Origin of the sequence: Comamonas terrigena NBRC 13299 (assembly GCF_006740045.1) — a bacterium.
In the GTDB taxonomy this organism is placed as follows: Bacteria; Pseudomonadota; Gammaproteobacteria; order Burkholderiales; family Burkholderiaceae_C; genus Comamonas; species Comamonas terrigena.
Map to the genome: position 1 here is coordinate 1,490,407 of NZ_AP019749.1, position 18,526 is coordinate 1,508,932.

An 18,526-nucleotide genomic window follows, 5' to 3' on the forward strand; every position below is an offset into this window, starting at 1 on the left:
TTCAGATGAAATCCAAGGACGGGCGATGAATACATGCTGGCAGGTGACGCGCTTTGACATTGATCTGCGCCGACCGCGCGTCATGGGCATTGTGAATGTGACACCGGATTCCTTTTCGGACGGTGGGCGGCATGCCGGTACCAGTGCGGCCATGGCACATGCAGAAAGGCTGCTGAAAGAGGGGGCCGATATCCTGGACATCGGTGGCGAATCGACGCGCCCCGGAAGTCCGGCGGTGCCCCTGGACGAAGAGCTGGCGCGGGTGCTGCCGGTGGTCAAGGAAGCCGTGCGCCTGCAGGTGCCGGTGTCCGTGGACACCTACAAGCCAGAGGTGATGCAGGCAGTGCTGGATGCCGGCGCCGACATCATCAATGACATATGGGCTTTGCGCCAGGCAGGTGCCCGCGAGATCATTGCGGCGCATCCGCGCAGTGGCGTGTGCCTGATGCACATGCACCAGACGCCACAGACCATGCACCTGGAGCACATGCAGGCCGATCCCGTTGCCCAGGTGCGCCAGTTTCTGGCGGAGCAGGTGGCATGCCTGGAGCAGCTGGGGGTGGCGCGCGAGCGCATCACGCTGGACTACGGCATCGGCTTCGGCAAGAGCGTGGAACAAAACTTTGCACTGCTTGCCCGGCAGCAAGATCTGCTGGACCTAGACTTGCCGCTGCTGGCGGGATGGTCCCGCAAGGGCTCGCTGGGAACCGTGACGGGCTTGCCCGTGCACGAGCGCATGGTGCCCAGTGTGACGGCCGCCGTGCTGGCGGTGGAGCGTGGGGCACGTGTCGTGCGTGTGCACGATGTGGCGGACACGGTGGCGGCATTGAAAATCTGGAATGCCATGCATGCACACGATGCGGCGTGAGCAGTGGGTTGAGCAATAAAACGAGGAGGAGCGCCATGGCGCGTCAATATTTTGGTACCGATGGAATCCGGGGCACTGTCGGCAAGGCACCGATCACGGCCGATTTCGCATTGCGCCTGGCGCATGCGGTGGGCCGCGTGCTCAAGCGGACGCAAGAGCGTCCGACGGTGCTGATTGGCAAGGACACCCGGATTTCGGGCTATATGCTGGAAGCCGCGATGGAAGCCGGTTTCAATGCGGCAGGAGTGGACGTCATTCTGCTGGGACCGCTGCCCACACCCGGCGTGGCCTATCTGACGCGAGCACAACGCGCCAGCCTGGGGGTGGTGATCAGTGCCAGCCACAACCCGTACCCGGACAACGGTATCAAGTTCTTCAGCGCCCAAGGTACAAAGCTGCCCGATGCCTGGGAAGAAGAAGTGGAGGCCTTGATCGATGCCGAGCCTGCGTGGGTCGATTCGCGCAATCTCGGCAAGACGCGCCGGCTCAACGATGCGGCAGGCCGCTATATCGAATTCTGCAAAAGCACGTTTGCCAACGATCTGAGCCTGCGTGGTCTCAAGATCGTGGTGGATGCCGCCCACGGCGCGGCCTACCAGATTGCACCGCAGGTGTTCCATGAGCTGGGCGCCGATGTGGTGGCCATCGGCTGCCAGCCGGATGGGCTGAACATCAACGACGGTGTGGGGGCCACGTATCCGCAGGCATTGGCCCAGGCTGTCCGCGCCCACCATGCGGACTACGGTATTGCCCTGGATGGCGATGCCGACCGTCTGCAGATGGTGGATGCGCAAGGGCGTATCTTCAATGGCGATGAGGTGCTGTTCCTGATGGTGCAGGATCGTTTGCGACGCAGCGAACCGGTGGGTGGTGTGGTGGGCACCCTGATGACCAATATGGCGGTGGAAAAAGCCCTGGAAAGCCAGGGCGTGCCCATGGTGCGCGCCAAGGTGGGTGACCGCTATGTGCTGGAGGAGCTGCAGCGGCGCCAATGGATTCTGGGTGGAGAAGGATCGGGACATCTGCTGGCCCTGGACAAGCACACTACCGGTGATGGCTTGGTGAGTGCGCTGCAAGTGCTGCAGGCTTGTGCACGCAGTGGCAAGACCATGGCAGCGCTGCTGGATGGGTTGACGCTGTATCCCCAGGTCATGGTGAACGTGCGCCTGCAGCCTGACCAGGATTGGAAGTCCAACACGGCATTGGCACAGGCGCAGACCGCGGCCGAGCAGGAGTTGGGCCATTACGGGCGGGTGTTGATCCGTGCCAGCGGCACGGAGCCGCTGCTGCGCGTGATGGTGGAGGCGCAGGATGCTGCGCTGGCCCACCGCCTGGCGCAAGGTCTGGCGGATGCAGCCCGTGCAGGATGATGGTGCATTGGGGAGGTGCCGACTGCGCCCCCCTTCATAAAAAACGGGGCCCTTTATGGGCCCTTTTTTTATGATCCGAGCTTCAGTGAGACTGTGCGTAGCTGCGGAAAAAGTGCTCGAAGTCACCTGCCTGGAGCGGCCGGCTGAAGTGGTAGCCCTGGGCCTCATCGCAGCCTTGCTGTTGCAGAAATTCCAGTTGCGCCTGCGTCTCTACGCCTTCGGCCGTGGTTTGCATGCCCAGGGCCTGTGCCATGCGAATGATGGCGCTGACAATGGCGCGGTCATTGCTGTCGTGGTCAATGTCGCGGATGAACGACTGGTCGATCTTGAGTTTGTAAATCTGGAACCGTTTGAGCTGGCTGAGTGACGAGTATCCGGTGCCAAAGTCGTCCATGGACAGCCGGATGCCGTGGGAGTTCAAACGGTCCATCGTGGCCGTGGCCGTGCGGGGATCCTGGACGGCGACACCTTCGGTCAGCTCCAGCTCCAGCAGGTCGGGTGAAATGCCGGATTCCGTCAGGATGCGGCTGACCATCTCCGGCAGCTGGGGCTGGTGGAATTGAATTGCCGACAGATTGACGGCCACCTTGATGTTGCCCAACCCCTGTTGGTTCCACTGCTTGAGCTGTTCCACGGCGGTTTTCAGCACCCATTCACCGATCTGCAGGATCTGCCCGCTGTCTTCGGCTACAGGAATGAATTCCGCCGGGGAAATGGAGCCCAGTTCAGGGTGGTGCCAGCGCAGCAGCGCTTCTGCGCTGCGAATGGAGCCGGTGCGCAGGCACACCTGGGGCTGGTAATGCAGCTGGAATTGCTTGCGCTCCAAGGCCCGGCGCAAGGCATTCTCCAGTTGCAGTGCGCGCAAGGACTTGGCGCGCATCTCCGGGGTGAAGAAGCGGTAGGTGTTGCGGCCATCCAGCTTGGCGTGGTACATGGCCACATCGGCCGCCTGGGTCAGGGCATCGAATTCCGTGCCGTCCTGCGGGTGCAAGGCGATGCCCATGGAGGGCGCAATGGTCAGCTCATGGTGCTCGATCTGGTAGGGGCGCTGCGATGCTTCCTGCAGCTTGGCGGCCACGCGGGCGGCCCCCTGGGCGTTGGCGCCGGGCAGCAGCAGCACGAATTCATCCCCCCCCAGACGCGCCACGGTGTCGCGCTCGCGCACGATGGAGCGCAGGCGCTTGCCGATTTCCACCAGCAGGGCGTCGCCGACCTTGTGGCCCAGCGAATCGTTCACATGCTTGAAGTGGTCCAGGTCCAGGAAGATCACGGCCAGCGGCGTGCTGTTTTCGGTGGCGGTCTGGATGGCCCCGGCGCTGCGCTGGGCCAGCAGTGTTCGGTTGGGCAGGCCGGTGAGCGGGTCGTAGTGCGCCAGCCAGTAAATGCGCTCCTGGTCCTGCACTTCACGGTGCAGGTCGGCCACCGTGGAGCTCAGTTCCAGAGTGCGTTCGCGCACCTGCTGCTCCAGCTGGTTCTGTACCTGTGCCAGATGCTGCTGTGCCAGCTTGCGGTCGGTGATGTCTTCGATGATCCAGACGCTGCCTTGCGAAAGATCGGAGGCATCCAGGAGCTTGCAACGCATCTCGCACTCTAGCACGGAGCCGTCCTTGCGCTGCAGGGCGACTTCGGCCTCGAAGCGCAGGCCGTTCAATAGTACGCTCTGGCTTTTGTGCTGCAACTGCTCCCATGCCTGGGTGCTGGGGATGAAACTGGTGGGGTCGATGTTCTGCAGCTCGCCAGGGTCGTAACCCAGCATCTGTTCCAGATGGGGGTTGCAGCGGGTGATCTTGCCTTTGCGGAAGAACGCAATGCCAATGGCCGCGTGGTCGAACAGCAGCTGCTTTTCTCGCAAGGCATTGCCCAGCAGCGACTGCGAGCGCTTTTGCTCGTCGATGTCGTCGATGATCCAGATGGAGCCTTCCCGTGTGTCGTCCGGGTTGATCAGGCGCCCGGTGAGTGCGCCCCAGAAAAGCCGCCCGTTCTTGCGGCGCATGAGGCGTTCGGTTTTGAAGACTTCACCGCGCGACAGCGTGGGGTAGGCGGTACGCCCCAGTTCGCGAAATTCGGTGCGGGTCGGATGAAAGTTGGCACTGCTGATGCCTTCCATGTCCTGTGGATGCAGATAACCGAAGATTTCCGCGTAGCGCCGGTTGCAGCGCACGACCACGCGCTGGCGGATGAAGACGATGCCGACATCGGCGCTTTCCAGCAGCGTCTGGTGTTCCCGCAGCAGGCGTTGAACGGCATTCGACTCCGCACTTTCAAGAGGCAAGGCGTGCGAAGGCGCATTCAGCAGAGTGGACATGTGTGCGGAAGACACAAAAAGGGAAGCGACCCTGACCCGTCATGCGGGCAGGGGAGGTAAATGTGTACTTATGTTACACGCGCGCGTCACGCGCGGCGGTGTTACCCATCGGGATGTTTGTCGGTTTGCACACTCGCTTGACTGCGCACAAAAAATACGCAAGTCCACTTTGCCGGGCGCTTTTTCAGGACGCCGGCGTGCAGGCTAGAAGCAGGGCTTCAAATTGTGGCGCGGGCAGCGGGCGGCTGAACAGGTAGCCTTGCACAAAATTGCAGCCCTGTGCCTGCAGAAAATCCAGCTGCGCTTCGCTTTCCACCCCTTCGGCCAGGGTGTCCATGCCGAGTGCCTTGGCGATATGGATGATGGCCACAATGATGGCCCGGTCGTTGGCGTCCTGCTCCAGGTCGCGCACAAAGGACTGGTCGATCTTGAGCTTGTGGATCTGAAAACGCTTGAGGTAGCTGAGCGAGGAGTAGCCGGTGCCGAAGTCGTCCAGCGCAATGCGCACGCCCTGGCGATTGAGCCTGTCCAGCATGGCAATGGCGGCTGCTGGGTCGTCGACTGCGGCACTTTCGGTCAGCTCCAGCATCAGATGCTTCGCCGGCAACCGGGCATGGGCCAGATTGCGTGCCACCTGCTCGGGCAGGTGGTGGTGCTGGAACTGCAGCGGTGACAGATTTACGGACACGGTGCGCAGCGTGATCCCCATGTCCAGCCAGCGGCGCATGTCCTGGGCCGCCGTGCGCATCACCCAATCGCCGATGCCGATGATGAGGCCGGTGCTTTCCGCAATGGGAATGAACTCGGCGGGTGACACCTGGCCCAGTTCAGGGTGGTACCAGCGGATCAGCGCTTCCGCGCCGATCACGGCCTTGGTGTGGGTGTCCAGCTGGGGCTGGTAGTGCAGTGCGAACTGCTCCCGCTCCAGGGCGCGGCGCAGGGCATTGGCAATGTGCAGCGTGCGGGCGCTGCGCGCTTCCAGCTCGGCAGTGAAGAAGCTATAGCGGTTGCGGCCTGACTGCTTGGCGCGGTACATGGCTGCATCGGCACGCTGGTAGAGGGTGTCGAAGCCATCGCCGTCCACGGGGTAGGTGGCGATGCCGATAGACAGCGAGATGGTGAGCTCATGCCCATCGATCTGAAAAGGGGCTGCAGTGCTGTCCAGCAGCTTTTGCGCCAGAACCTCCACATCGGCCATCTGCCGGCCGTAGACCAGCACCACGAATTCGTCCCCGCCCATGCGCGCCACGGTGTCCTGGGGACGCAATTGCAGTTGCAGCCGCCGGGCCAGGGCCACCAGGACACGGTCGCCGACACGGTGGCCCAGTGAGTCGTTGATATTCTTGAAATGGTCCAGGTCCAAGAATAGCAAGGCGGCGCAGCCTTCGGCGGTGCGCTGGTGCTGGATGGCTTGCGTGACCCGTTCGGACAGCAGGCTGCGGTTGGGCAGGCCGGTGAGGGCATCGAAATGCGCCAGGTGCCGGATGCGTTCCTGGTCCCGGCGCTGCTGCGTGATGTCGCGGAACAGGGTGATGCAGTGCGTCAGCCGGCCTTGCTCGTCGCGCAAGGCCGTGATGGTCCGGTACTGCTGGTAAGGGGTGCCGTTGCGGTGCAGGCCCTGTGTTTCGCCTTCCCATTGGCCGGTGCGCTGCACGAGCAGGTAGGGCTCGGCAGGCAGCTCGCTGGGTGCGCCGGATTGCGCCATGTCCAGGCTGGCCAGCTGACCGATGGCTTCGGGTGCACCGAAGCCACTCAGGCGGCAGTAGGCCGGGTTGATCTGGACAATGCGGTGCATGGCATCCGAAATGACAATGGCTTCGCTGCTTTGGCGAAACACCTGGGAGGTCAGGTAGAGCTCCTGCTCGGCTTGCACTCGTTCGGTCACATCGCGCGACAGCACGATGAAGTGCGCTTCGGAGGCAAATGCCGGGCTTTTGCGGGCCACCGAGAGTTCGAACCATTTGCTGTGCCCATCGCGGGTCGGAACTTGCAGCCTAAAACCGCTGGCCCAGCCCGAGGTTTCGGCGATCTGCAAGGCGTTGAAGACGATGCGGCTGTCTTTTTCAGGCAGGAATTCCGTGAAGCGCTTGCCGATCAAAGCATCCCGAGGGGCTGCCAGCATGTCGGGGCGCGGGCTGTGCACACTGATGTAGTGGCCTTCGCGATCCAGTTCCATCAGCACATCGGGAATGGCGTCGATGGTGGCGCGCAGCTGGCGCTGGGCGTCCTGGAGCTGTTGGGTGCGCTGGTTCACCATCTGCTCCAGATTGGCTTCATGGGCTTTCAGGTGCAGCAGCAGCTTGGTCAAGGCGCCGATCAAGGAGGCAAACAACAGGCCCGCCAAAGCCCGCATCAGCAAGGTGGTGGGGTTGAGCCAGCCGCTGCGGGGCATGACGCTGAGCATCCATTCGCTGTTGGGCAACTCGATGCGCTGGTGGACGGTGGCGGCCGACAGCGTGGTGCCGGCTGCCTGGATGATCTGCGGGGTGTCACTGCCTGGCGGGACACGCCAGAGCACATAGTCGTAGCCGCGTGCGTTCAGGCGCTCCAGGCGTGCAGTTTTCAGGACCGCTTCCAGGCGCAGGGTGACATTGGTGAAGCCCCAGAATTTACCGGCTTCCAGAAACACCGGCATGCGCCCCACGATGCCGATGCCGCCCTGTGCCAGGGGCATGGGGCCGGCCAGGGTCAGCTGGTTGCTGTCGCGGGCCCGTTCGGCTTCGCGCTGCTGCTGGGGGGAGTTCAACTGGTTGAAGCCCAGCACACCTTCATTGCCCACCAGGGGCACCACGACCTGGATCACTCCGTTGGGTGCCAGGGACATGGCGCTGACTTCCGGGTACATCACGATCAGGTGGCGGGCCGTCTCCTCAAACGCCTGGATGGAACCGTGGGTCTGCGCCACAGCGGCGGCCAGGGCTTTGTTGGCGGCCAGGGCCTGGCCGATTCCGCGCTCCAGATAGCGCGCGTGGTCGGTGGCGACATCGTTGGCCAGGGCGCGGGCCTGCTGCTGATCCTGGCGTTCAAGGTGCCAGATCAGTGCGGTCGATAACAGCAAACCCAGGATGAACACCATCCACGCAACCGTGTTGGTGCGTCCGGCGTTCAGCAGCGGGGGGGCAGGTGTGGAAGGTTCGGCCACAGTGGTCTCTTTCCCGAAGCATTATCACGGTGAGGGCCGGGATGGCAAGTCGCTGCAGCAACGCCTGTCCTGCCGCGGCTGGACTTGCGGTGGGGTCTGCGGTGCAGATGCTGCAGTGACTGCAGTTGTTTGGAAAAGCAAAATTTCCTCTGTCCGTGGGGAGCCAATCTCATGCCGCGATCTGCCAGGAATTGGCTGCACATGGGCGGAATCCGTGTGGTCTTCAGCCATCCAGCGGGCCGGCTTGTGACAGGCTCACCAGCAGCCCGTGCCGCAGTGCCCCCTGGGCCATGCGCATCTGCTGTAGCCCCAGCAGTTCGAACACCGCACACATCACGCTGATGCCGCCACCGATGACCGGTAGCAGCTCGGAGCGCAGCCCTTGCAGGCTGGCCAGGTGGCGCACATGGCCCCAGGACTGCAACTGGTCGCGCAGCGCCCACAACGCCTCGCGGCTGATGCTGCCCGGGGTATGGCCCTGGGCCGTCAGCACCTTGCTGATGGCGCCCGCCGTGCCGGAAGCACCGTACACCTGCGCGCTGGATGCCGTGGCCAGTTGGTTGGCCAAGGGGCGTGCCGGGGCCAGCACGGACAGCGCTGCCTCACGTGCCTGGGCAAAGGCGTTGGCAGACAGCGTGCCATCGGGGAAGAAGGCCTGCGCCCAGCCCACACTGCCCAAGGGGTAGGAGCTGGCGTGTCGCAGCTCGCTGCCCTGGCCCCAGCCCAGCTCGGTGGAGCGGCCTCCGATGTCCACCACCAGCCGGGGATGCTGGTCGTCGGGTAGGAACAGGGCCACGCCCTGGTAGATCAGCTGTGCTTCCTGCTCGCCGGTGATGACTTCCACCGGGCATTGCACAATCGATGCGGTGCGGTCCAGAAAGATCTGGCGGTTGGTGGCTTCGCGCAGGGTCTGGGTGGCCACCACCTTGCGCTGCGAGGGTGGCACATGGGCCATCAGCTGGGCGTAGCGCTGCAGGCAGTCCCAGCCGCGCTCCATGGCTTCGGGCTGCAGGCGGCCGTCGGCATCCAGGGCGCCTCCCAGGCGGATGGTTTCCTTGCGGTGCAGCTGCAGGCGGATATGGCCACGCTCCATGCGCGCGGTCTCCAGCAGAATGCTGTTGGAGCCGATGTCGATTGCGGCCAGCGCGCTTCCCTCTTTCATGTGCATGTGCCCCCAAGCCAAGCCGCGCAGGTTACCACCGAAGCCTGTGGCAGCCCTGACAGAACGGCCAAAGTCCCAGTGCCTGCAGCGGGCGCGCGGCGGGATGCTGGAGCCGTATGGCAGAGTGTGTCATGCCGTTGTCATGGGTTTGTCACATTGGCCGCCAATACTGGACGCTTCACCACTCGGGTTTCTTGTATGCATGCCGCTTCCACCGCCTTCGATGACAACGCGATGACAGAAGAAGCTGTTGTCAGCGATGTCCCCATGCGTGGGAGTGCAGACGTGGTGGCAGCGCTGGAGCTGGGCGCGACGCCCACCCCCAGTGCGCCAGTGGAAATGGCGGCCTTGTTGCCCGTGCCGGCGCCGCCAGTGCTGCCGCTGCTGGACCGGGACCTGTGCATTCTGGCGTTCAACGAACGCGTGCTGGCCTGGGCCATGCGCGACGATGTGCCGCTGCTGGAGCGGCTGCGGTTCCTGACCATCGTCTCCTCCAATCTGGACGAGTTCTTCGAGGTGCGCGCCGCACCGCAGGTCACGGCCATGCGTGCGGCCATCGAGCAGGGGGCGGCCATGCCGGCACCGCTGCAGGCCCTGGCCGACCATTCCCATGCCCTGGTGACGCAGCAGTACCGGATCTACAACGAAGAGATCAGCCCGGCCTTCGGGCGTGTCGGCATCCGTGTGGTGGCCAATCGCGACCGCACGGCGGCCCAGAGGGAATGGGTGCACAGCTATTTCGCCAAGGAGGTGCAGCCGCTGCTGGTGCCGGTTGGGCTGGATCCGGCTCATCCTTTTCCCAAGGTGGCCAACAAGACGCTGAACTTCATCGTGCGGCTACAGGGCAATGATGCCTTCGGTCGCCACAATGATGTGGCTATTTTGCGTGTGCCGCGTGCGCTGCCGCGCCTGGTGGCCATGCCAGCCAAGGTCACGGAAGGCAAGCGCCTGTTCGTCAGTCTGACCAGCATCGTGCGTGCCCATCTGAAAGACCTGTTTCCGGGCCGCAAGGTGCAGGAGTTTTCGCAGTTCCGCGTCACGCGCCACTCCGATCTCTCGGTGGATGAGGAGGATGTGCCGGACCTGCGGACCGCGTTGCGCCAGGGCCTGCACCACCGGCATTACGGCATGGCCGTGCGGCTGGAGGTGGACTTCGGCTGCTCCGACACGCTCGCGCAGATGCTGCTCACCCAGTTCTCGCTGCCGCCGCAGGTGTTGTTCCGCGTCAAGGGACCGGTGAATCTGGGGCGGCTGGCACAGCTGATCGAGCTGGTGGATGCGCCGCAACTGCTGTTCCCCGCCTGGCGCCCGGTCTGGCCACGCCAGCTGGCGCAAGGCAGCTCCATCATGGCGCAGATGCGCCAGCGCGATGTGCTGATGCACCAGCCGTTCGAGAGCTTCGATGGCGTGCTGGCGTTGCTGCGCGAGGCCGTGAACGACCCGCAGGTGCTGGTGATCAAGCAGACCATCTACCGCACCGGTGCCGATTCCGAGCTGATGCGGCTGCTGGGCGAGGCGGTGCGCCGCGGCAAGGAGGTCATGGCGGTGGTGGAGCTCAAGGCCCGCTTTGACGAGGAAGCCAACATCAACTGGGCAGAGTCTCTGGAGGATGTGGGTGCCCAGGTGGTCTATGGCGTGGTGGGACTCAAGACCCACGCCAAGATGCTGCTGGTGACGCGGCGCGAAGGTCGGCGCCTGCGGCGCTACGGCCATCTGTCCACCGGCAACTACAACATGCGCACGGCGCGGCTGTATACCGATCTCGGCTATCTGACCTGTGAGGCCGGCACCACGGCCGATATGGATGCCGTATTCAGCCATCTGGCCAACCAGAACCACATGCCCCAGCTGCAGCGCCTGGTGATGGCGCCGTTTGCCCTGCATGACCGCCTGCTGGCGCTGATAGGCAAGGCGGCCGATGCTGCGCGCCAGGGCAAGCCAGCGCGCATTGTGGTGAAGATGAATGCGCTGACCGATGAAGCCCTGATACGCGGCCTGGTGGCGGCCGGGCAGGCCGGTGTGCAGATTGATCTGATCGTGCGCGGAGCCTGCATGCTGCCGCCACAGGTGGCCGGGCAGACCGACAACATCCGCGTGCGATCGGTGATCGGCCGCTTTCTGGAACACACCCGCGTCTTCTATTTTGCCTGGGGTGTGCACGAGCATGTCTACCTGTCCAGCGCTGACTGGATGAGCCGCAACATGCTGCGGCGTGTGGAGCTGGCCTGGCCGGTGACGGATGCGGCGCTGCGCCAGCAGATCATCGACGAATGCTTGGTGGCCTATCTGCACGATGACCGGGATGCCTGGAGCCAACAGCCCGATGGCCGCTATCTGCCGCCCCCGCATCCCCAGACCGGCCTGGGCGCACAGCAGGCACTGATGCAGCGCTACGCGGGCGGCTGACGCCGGCTGCGGCCGCAGGCAGTCATGCCTGGCCCCTGTCGCAGGGGCTGCGTGCGCTGGTGTGGATTGCTGACCGGTCGCACGCACACGCACGCACGAGCGATGGTGGGGTGACATTGCCGTGCGGTTGTATGCGTTGCCTGGGCACTGCCCGGGAGGCATTGATGGCATGCCTGGCCATTGCCGGTGCGTATGCAGCGCACTCCCGCAACGGTCGTGCAGCCTTGTCAGACAGCCGGTACGGCGTCGCCGTTCAGTCCAGCAAGAGTTGCAGTTTCCACGGCGTCCTGGACCAGGCTTCCGCCTCTTCCGCCAGCAGATGGGCGGATTGGGGAAACTGCTGCGACCAGTGGGCCGGCGCACGCAGGGTGAAGCTCGCACCGCGGCGCAGCAGTTGCATGCCCTGCAATTGGGGTGCCTGGCGGGCGTGGCACAGGATCACGGCCAGGCGCAGGGCCAGCAGTTCCATGGCACCGGGAGCCTGGCTGATGAAGTCTTCCACCTTCTTGAGCTTGCCGCGGTGGCCCAGCACCAGCAGGGCCAGGTGCAGCAACTCGTCCTCGGCAAAGCCTTTGGCACCGCTGTATTGCAGGATGTAGGCGCTGTGGCGGTGGTAGTCGCTGCGGTTGATGCGTTGGCCCACCTCGTGCAACAGGCCGGCCCATTCCAGCAGGTGGTGCTGTGGCTGGGTGCTGCCGGTCATCTCGCGCCACAGGTGCTGGGCGGTGTCGGCCACATGGCGCCCATGGGCGGTTTCCACGGCAAAACGGTTGGCCAGGGCCTGCACACTGGCAGTGCGCAGGTCGCCTGTGGGCAGATCGGCATCGATCAGGTCATGCAGCACGCCCTGGCGCAGTGCGCCCTGGGCAATCTGCATGGAGTCAATGCCCAGCAGGTCGAAGGCGGCACGCATGATGCTGATGCCGCCGGCCAGCATGGGGCGGCGGTCCTCGCGCATGCCTTCCAGCCGGATGCGGTCCATCGTCTGGGCGCGCAACAGCTGCTGCAGCAGCCAGTCCAGGCCGTCGCGGTCGATCACGCCCTGGCTGCGGCCATTGGCAATCAGGACCTCGCCGACGGCATTGGCCGTACCTGCCGAGGCATAGGCGCAATCCCAGCTGCCGGGACGGAAGGTGTCCAACGCCTCGTCCAGCACGGCGCGGGCGGCCAGTTCGGCGTTGGCAAAGGCTTCTGCGGTCAGCACGCCCTGGGGAAAGTAGCGCATGGACCAGGCCACGCTGCCAATGCGGTAGGAGGCCAGGGCTTCGGCCTGCACGCCGTGGCCCAGCACGAATTCGGTGGAGCGGCCGCCAATGTCCATCACCAGGCGCCGTTCATCGCTCATCGGCAGCTGGCTGACCACGCCGCGGTAGATCAGGCGTGCTTCGTCTTCGCCGCTGATGACATCAATGGGAAAGCCCAGCAGCTCGCTGCCGCGCTGCACAAAAGCCTCCCGGTTGCGGGCTTCGCGCAGTGTCTGTGTGGCCACCGCACGCACACGCTGGGGGTCGAAGCCGCGCAGGCGCTCGCCAAACCGCGCCAGGCAGGCCCAGCCGCGCTCCATGGCTTCCGGGGTCAGGTTGCGCTCGTCATCCAGCCCGTTGCCCTGGCGCACGGTTTCCTTGAGGTATTCGACCCGCTGGATCTGCAGGTGCTCATAGCTGCCAATTTCCAGCCGGAAACTGTTGGAGCCCAGGTCGATGGCGGCAAGTGTCGTGGCGTGTGGCATGAAGCGAAAACAGGTACGGGCGAAAAGGGGACAAGCTTAGCAGCGTCGCTGACGCGGAGATGACATTCGCGCGAATGCCTCTGGTGCTTTCTTGACAGAAGCGCAGAGGGCGCACGCTACGCCGACTGTGTGACAGATTGGTGACGCTCTGTGCGATGGTGCAGAACCCATGCTGCGCCCGGGGTGCAACGGCTTGCGACTTCTTTTTTATGTCACGACACTGTCACAAAGCCTTTTTACATTCACGCTTATCACTTTTTCATAACCGAGAGGTTTCTCATGAAGTTGTCTGTGTTGCGTGGTGTGGTGACGGGTGTGGTGGCTGTGGCCGGTGTGTCTGCTGTGTGGGCACAGCAGGAAGCCACGGGCGCGGGTGCCAGCTTCCCCGCTCCGCTGTACTCCAAGTGGGCTGCGGATTACCACAAGGCCACTGGTGTGAAGATCAACTACCAGTCCGTGGGCTCCAGTGCCGGCATCAAGCAGATCGAAGCCAAGACGGTGGACTTCGGTGCCTCGGACGAGCCGCTGAAGGACGACGAGCTGGCCAAAAAGGGTCTGGTGCAGTTCCCCACCGTGATCGGCGGCATCGTGCCCGTGGTCAACATCAAGGGTATTGCTCCCGGTCAGCTCAAGCTGAGCGGTCAGGTGCTGGGTGACATCTACCTGGGCAAGATCACCAAGTGGAATGACGCAGCCATCGTGGCCCTGAATCCCGGTGTCGCGCTGCCGGATGCCACCATAGCTCCGGTGCGCCGTGCCGACGGTTCGGGCACCACCTTCGGTTTCACCAACTACCTCTCCAAGGTGAACGCCGAGTGGAAGGAAAAAGTGGGTGAAGGCAAGGCTGTGAACTGGCCCACCGGTGCCGGCGGCAAGGGCAACGAAGGCGTGGCCGCCTTTGTGGGCCGTCTGCCCAACTCCATCGGTTACGTGGAATACGCCTATGTCAAGCAAAACAAACTGACCTTCACCCTGCTGCAAAACAGCAGCGGCGCTTTCGTGACGCCGGATGACGCCACCTTCAAGGCGGCGGCTGCCGGTGCCGACTGGTCCAAGAGCTTCTTCCAGATACTGACCAACCAGCCTGGCAAGGACGCATGGCCCATCACCAGCGCCACCTTCATCCTGATGCACGCCAAGCAGGAAAAGCCCGAGCAGGCAGCTGCTGCGCTGAAGTTCTTCCAGTGGGCCTACCAGTCGGGTGACCAAACGGCCGCTGGTCTGGACTATGTGCCCATGCCTGAACCCGTCAAGCAAGTGATCTACAAGTCCTGGGGCAACATCAAGAATGCCGCAGGCCAGACCATCGCTGTGAAGTAATCTTTCGTTCTTCTCCTGCCGCGGGAGCCTCTGGCGCCTGCGGCAGGTCAGCTTCTTCTCAAGGTGCCCTCTGTGTCACAAACGACTTCGGCCCCTGGTTTGACGAACGCGCAAGCGTCGGACCGCCGTGCCAGTACCCCGTCTCCCCGCCGTTCCCCCCTGATCACCGGGGTGATGGCGGATCGTCTGTTTGCGTTGCTGGCCAAGGCGGCCGCATGGGTGACCCTGGGTTTGTTGGCGGCCATTCTGGTGTCGCTGCTGTTTGGTGCCTGGCCGGCCATCAAGGAATACGGTCTGGGTTTTCTGGTCAACAGCGAGTGGGATCCCGTGCAGGACAAGTACGGCGGTCTGGTGATGATTTACGGCACCTTGATGACCTCGCTGATCGCGCTGGTGATCGCGGTGCCGGTGAGTTTCGGCATTGCACTGTTCCTGACCGAGCTGTCGCCCGCCTGGCTCAAGCGCCCGCTGGGCACGGCCATCGAATTGCTGGCCGCCGTGCCGTCCATCGTGTACGGCATGTGGGGCCTGATGGTGTTCGGTCCCGTGCTGGCCACCTATGTGCAGCAGCCGCTGCAGTCCCTGCTGGATGGTGTGCCCTATCTGGGCGCCCTGGTGTCGGGCCCGCCGGTGGGTATCGGCATTCTGTCGGCCGGCATCATCCTGGCCATTATGATCATTCCGTTCATCGCCTCGGTGATGCGCGATGTGTTTGAAGTCACGCCCGCACTGCTCAAGGAGTCGGCCTACGGCCTGGGCTCCACCACCTGGGAAGTGGTGTGGAAAGTGGTGTTGCCCTATACCAAGGCCGGTGTGCTGGGCGGCGTCATGCTGGGCCTGGGACGTGCGCTGGGCGAGACCATGGCCGTGACCTTCGTGATCGGCAACATGAACCAGCTGAATTCGCTGTCGGTATTCGAGGCGGCCAACAGCATCACCTCGGCCCTGGCCAACGAGTTTGCCGAAGCCGGCGAAGGTCTGCACCAGGCATCGCTGATCTATCTGGGCCTGGTGCTGTTCTTCATCACCTTTGTCGTGCTGTCGCTGTCCAAGGTGCTGCTCAACCGTCTGAAAAAGAGTGAAGGAGCACGGGCATGAGCACCACCAGCCAACGCATGCTGCAAGATGCCGACCTGGCTGCACGCCGCCAGGCCAAATACGCCAAGCGCAAGCGCCTGAACCGCATTGCCTTGACCCTGTCGCTGGCCGCCATGGCCTTCGGCGTGTTCTGGCTGATCTGGATTCTGTGGGAAACCGTCAGCCTGGGACTGGGGGGCCTGAATGCAGCGCTGTTCACCGACATGACGCCTCCGCCCAATGAAGAGGGCGGCCTGGCCAATGCCATCTTCGGTTCTCTGACCATGGTGCTGATGGCCACGCTGGTGGGGACTCCCATCGGTGTGATGGCCGGCGTCTACCTGGCCGAGTACGACCCGCGCAGCTGGCTGGCCAGCACCACGCGGTTTGTGAATGACATTCTGCTGTCTGCCCCCTCCATCGTGATCGGCCTGTTTGTCTATGCTGTGGTGGTGGCGCGCTTCAAGAGTTTTTCGGGTTACGCCGGCATCGTGGCGCTGGCGCTGCTGGTGATTCCGGTGGTGATCCGCACTACCGAGAACATGCTCACCCTGGTGCCATCCAATCTGCGCGAGGCCGCCTATGCGCTGGGCACGCCCAAGTGGAAGGTCATCAGCCGCATCACCTTGCGTGCGGCCCGTGCCGGTGTGATCACCGGCGTGCTGCTGGCCGTGGCCCGCATCGCCGGGGAGACGGCTCCGCTGCTGTTCACGGCGTTGAACAACCAGTTCTGGAATGCCGACCTGTCCAAGCCCATGGCCAGCCTGCCGGTGACCATCTTCAAGTTTGCGATGAGCCCGTACGAAAACTGGCAGCAACTGGCATGGGCGGGCGTGTTCCTGATCACCATGGCCGTGCTTGCACTGAACATCCTGGCACGTGTGTTGACCCGCCAAAAGTAATAGCAAGGAAACCTGCAGATGACTGCGACTACCCTGAATCCGGTGAGCACCGCCAAGCTGTCGGTGCGTGATCTGAACTTCTACTACGGCAAGTTCCACGCCCTCAAGAACATCAACCTCGAGATCCCCGAAAAAAAGGTCACGGCCTTCATTGGGCCCTCGGGCTGTGGCAAGTCCACCTTGCTGCGCACCTTCAACCGCATGTACGAGCTCTATCCCGAGCAGCGTGCCGAAGGCCAGATCATGCTGGACGGCGAGAATCTGCTGACCAGCAAGCAGGACGTGGCGCTGATCCGTGCCAAGGTGGGCATGGTGTTCCAGAAGCCGACGCCGTTCCCCATGTCTATCTACGACAATATTGCCTTTGGCGTGAAGCTGTTTGAAGACCTGAGCGCCGCCGACATGGACGACCGTGTGGAATGGGCGCTGCGCAAGGCGGCGCTGTGGTCGGAAGTGAAAGACAAGCTGCAGCAAAGCGGCTCCGGTCTGTCCGGTGGCCAGCAGCAGCGCCTGTGCATTGCGCGCGGCATCGCCATCAAGCCGGAAGTGCTGCTGCTCGATGAGCCCTGCTCGGCCCTGGATCCGATTTCCACCTCCAAGGTGGAAGAGCTGATTGCCGAACTCAAGAGCGATTACACCGTGGTGATCGTGACCCACAACATGCAGCAGGCAGCACGTTGCAGCGACTACACCGCCTATATGTACCTGGGCGATCTGGTGGAATTCGGGGAGACGGAACAGATGTTCTTCAAGCCCCAGCGCAAAGAAACCGAAGACTACATTACCGGCCGCTTCGGCTGAGGAGCAATTACATGCCAGACAAGCATCTTTCCTCGCAGTTTGACTCGGAGCTCAACCGCGTCTCGGCCCGTGTCATGGAGCTGGGCGGTCTGGTGGAGCAGCAGATCCACCAGGCAGTCCATGCCCTCACGCAGTTCAGCACCGATTCGATTGCGCAGATCAACGCCAATGAAGCGCGCGTGAATGCGATGGAAGTCGAGATCGACTACGAACTCTCTTCCATCATCGGCCGACGCCAGCCCACGGCCCGCGATCTGCGCATGCTGATGGCCTTTTCCAAGGTCACCGCCAACCTGGAACGCATGGGCGACGAAGCCCACAAGATTGCCCGCATGGTGCAGTCCATCATCGAAAGCGGTGCCGCCCGATCGCTGCCCGCAGGGGAGCTGCGCGTCGCGGCCGAGATGGCCTCGAGCATGCTGCGCAAGGCGCTGGATGCGCTGGCGCGGCTGGACACCAAGTCGGCGGTGGTCATCCTCAAGGAGGACGATCTGATCGACCACGAATTCGATGGTTTTGTGCGCAAGCTCATCACCTACATGATGGAAGATCCGCGCAAGATTTCGCCCAGCCTGGACCTGCTGTTCGTGGCCAAGGCCATCGAGCGCATCGGTGACCACTCCAAGAACGTGGCCGAGCAAATCATCTACCTGGTCGAAGGCAAGGACATCCGCCATGAAACCATGGATGTTATCGAATCGACGGTGAAATAATCGAGGACGGTGTTTCGGGTATGAAGAAGAACCCCCAAATCCTGATCGTGGAGGATGAGCCAGCGATTGCGGAGCTGATCGCCGTCAATCTGCGCCACAACGGTTTCCAGCCGGTGTGGGCCGAGGACGGTGCCAGCGCCCAGCGTGAGCTGGATGCCGTCCTGCCCGACGCCATCTTGCTGGACTGGATGCTGCCGGGGGCCAGTGGCCTGGCCCTGGCGCGCAAGTGGCGCACGGATCCGCGCACCAAGTCGATTCCCATCCTGATGCTGACGGCGCGTGGTGACGAGCCTGACAAGGTGTCGGGCCTGGATGCCGGTGCCGACGACTACATCACCAAGCCCTTTTCCACGCAGGAGCTGCTGGCGCGCATCCGCGCCGTGCTGCGCCGCCGGGCACCGGAGCAGGTGGCCACACGCGTGACCATGGGTACCCTGGAGCTGGATGCATCGACCCACCGCGTCTCGTATGCGGGCGAGGCGCTGAAGCTGGGGCCGACAGAGTTCAAGCTGCTGAACTATCTGCTGAACCATCCGGAACGTGTGCACAGCCGCGCACAGCTGCTGGACAAGGTCTGGGGTGACCATGTCTTCATCGAGGAGCGGACGGTAGACGTGCACGTCAAGCGCCTGCGCGAAGCGCTGGGCGAAGCTGGCGGCATGGTGCAGACGGTGCGGGGTGTGGGTTACCGCCTGAGCGCCCCCTCGTCCGCGGCAGGCGCCTGATACGAC

Annotated in this window: 13 protein-coding genes; 9 read left to right on the forward strand and 4 right to left on the reverse strand. The window is 63.4% G+C overall.

Going from position 1 to position 18,526, the window contains the following annotated elements; genetic code table 11:
- Positions 1-25 precede the first annotated feature (25 nt).
- Both folP and glmM read left to right on the forward strand, forming a co-directional pair.
- The gene (folP, locus tag CT3_RS06865; protein WP_066535878.1) at positions 26-868 is read left to right on the forward strand and encodes a dihydropteroate synthase; all 843 of its coding nucleotides are present in this window, start codon (positions 26-28) and stop codon (positions 866-868) included.
- 35 nt (positions 869-903) lie between these two features.
- On the forward strand, positions 904-2,238 hold the full coding sequence (glmM, locus tag CT3_RS06870) for a phosphoglucosamine mutase (RefSeq protein ID WP_066535872.1): 1,335 nt from the start codon (positions 904-906) through the stop codon (positions 2,236-2,238).
- An 82-nt stretch (positions 2,239-2,320) separates the two neighbouring features.
- Here glmM and CT3_RS06875 read toward each other — a convergent pair whose 3' ends face one another.
- The 3 genes from CT3_RS06875 to CT3_RS06885 all read right to left on the reverse strand — a co-directional run bounded on the left by CT3_RS06875 (position 2,321) and on the right by CT3_RS06885 (position 8,847).
- A complete protein-coding gene (locus CT3_RS06875; protein WP_066535868.1) occupies positions 2,321-4,543 on the reverse strand; it encodes a sensor domain-containing protein in 2,223 nt (740 codons plus the stop codon).
- 184 nt (positions 4,544-4,727) lie between these two features.
- On the reverse strand, positions 4,728-7,685 hold the full coding sequence (locus tag CT3_RS06880; RefSeq protein WP_227657867.1) for a bifunctional diguanylate cyclase/phosphodiesterase: 2,958 nt from the start codon (positions 7,683-7,685) through the stop codon (positions 4,728-4,730).
- A gap of 223 nt (positions 7,686-7,908) precedes the next feature.
- Positions 7,909-8,847 carry a Ppx/GppA family phosphatase gene (locus CT3_RS06885; protein WP_172591834.1) on the reverse strand — a complete coding sequence of 313 codons (939 nt, stop codon included), beginning with the start codon at positions 8,845-8,847 and terminating at the stop codon, positions 7,909-7,911.
- A 339-nt stretch (positions 8,848-9,186) separates the two neighbouring features.
- Here CT3_RS06885 and ppk1 point away from each other — a divergent pair, with 339 nt between their 5' ends.
- Complete coding sequence (gene ppk1, locus CT3_RS06890; protein ID WP_227657931.1) at positions 9,187-11,253, forward strand: polyphosphate kinase 1; 2,067 nt, start codon at positions 9,187-9,189, stop codon at positions 11,251-11,253.
- Between the two features lie 253 nt (positions 11,254-11,506).
- On the opposite strand, the gene CT3_RS06895 is transcribed toward ppk1, so the two are convergent.
- Positions 11,507-12,982 (reverse strand): Ppx/GppA phosphatase family protein, encoded by a 1,476-nt coding sequence (locus tag CT3_RS06895; RefSeq protein ID WP_066535860.1) that lies wholly within the window; start codon positions 12,980-12,982, stop codon positions 11,507-11,509.
- Positions 12,983-13,261: 279 nt separating this feature from the next.
- Between CT3_RS06895 and pstS the strand changes: the two genes are divergently transcribed.
- From pstS to phoB, 6 genes are all read left to right on the forward strand, one after another.
- On the forward strand, positions 13,262-14,302 hold the full coding sequence (gene pstS, locus CT3_RS06900) for a phosphate ABC transporter substrate-binding protein PstS (RefSeq protein WP_066535857.1): 1,041 nt from the start codon (positions 13,262-13,264) through the stop codon (positions 14,300-14,302).
- A gap of 174 nt (positions 14,303-14,476) precedes the next feature.
- The gene (pstC, locus tag CT3_RS06905) at positions 14,477-15,400 is read left to right on the forward strand and encodes a phosphate ABC transporter permease subunit PstC (protein ID WP_066535854.1); all 924 of its coding nucleotides are present in this window, start codon (positions 14,477-14,479) and stop codon (positions 15,398-15,400) included.
- Complete coding sequence (gene pstA / locus CT3_RS06910; protein ID WP_066535847.1) at positions 15,397-16,281, forward strand: phosphate ABC transporter permease PstA; 885 nt, start codon at positions 15,397-15,399, stop codon at positions 16,279-16,281. Before pstC ends, pstA begins: the two co-directional genes overlap by 4 nt.
- Before the next feature lie 18 nt (positions 16,282-16,299).
- Positions 16,300-17,082: a phosphate ABC transporter ATP-binding protein PstB gene (gene pstB, locus CT3_RS06915; RefSeq protein ID WP_066535842.1), complete on the forward strand. Its 783-nt coding sequence runs from the start codon at positions 16,300-16,302 to the stop codon at positions 17,080-17,082.
- An 11-nt stretch (positions 17,083-17,093) separates the two neighbouring features.
- Entirely contained in the window at positions 17,094-17,795 is a 702-nt protein-coding gene (gene phoU / locus CT3_RS06920) for a phosphate signaling complex protein PhoU (RefSeq protein ID WP_066535840.1), read from the forward strand.
- A 20-nt stretch (positions 17,796-17,815) separates the two neighbouring features.
- Positions 17,816-18,520, forward strand: a complete 705-nt coding sequence (phoB, locus tag CT3_RS06925; protein WP_066535834.1) for a phosphate regulon transcriptional regulator PhoB — start codon at positions 17,816-17,818, stop codon at positions 18,518-18,520.
- The last annotated feature ends 6 nt before the right edge of the window (positions 18,521-18,526 follow it).

Coding starts and splice junctions, on each gene's coding strand:
- folP (WP_066535878.1), top strand. CDS start 26: ATGAATACATGCTGGCAGGTGACGCGCTTTGACATTGATCTGCGCCGA.
- glmM (WP_066535872.1), top strand. CDS start 904: ATGGCGCGTCAATATTTTGGTACCGATGGAATCCGGGGCACTGTCGGC.
- CT3_RS06875 (WP_066535868.1), bottom strand. CDS start 4,543: ATGTCCACTCTGCTGAATGCGCCTTCGCACGCCTTGCCTCTTGAAAGT.
- CT3_RS06885 (WP_172591834.1), bottom strand. CDS start 8,847: ATGAAAGAGGGAAGCGCGCTGGCCGCAATCGACATCGGCTCCAACAGC.
- ppk1 (WP_227657931.1), top strand. CDS start 9,187: ATGGCGGCCTTGTTGCCCGTGCCGGCGCCGCCAGTGCTGCCGCTGCTG.
- CT3_RS06895 (WP_066535860.1), bottom strand. CDS start 12,982: ATGCCACACGCCACGACACTTGCCGCCATCGACCTGGGCTCCAACAGT.
- pstS (WP_066535857.1), top strand. CDS start 13,262: ATGAAGTTGTCTGTGTTGCGTGGTGTGGTGACGGGTGTGGTGGCTGTG.
- pstC (WP_066535854.1), top strand. CDS start 14,477: ATGGCGGATCGTCTGTTTGCGTTGCTGGCCAAGGCGGCCGCATGGGTG.
- pstA (WP_066535847.1), top strand. CDS start 15,397: ATGAGCACCACCAGCCAACGCATGCTGCAAGATGCCGACCTGGCTGCA.
- pstB (WP_066535842.1), top strand. CDS start 16,300: ATGACTGCGACTACCCTGAATCCGGTGAGCACCGCCAAGCTGTCGGTG.
- phoU (WP_066535840.1), top strand. CDS start 17,094: ATGCCAGACAAGCATCTTTCCTCGCAGTTTGACTCGGAGCTCAACCGC.
- phoB (WP_066535834.1), top strand. CDS start 17,816: ATGAAGAAGAACCCCCAAATCCTGATCGTGGAGGATGAGCCAGCGATT.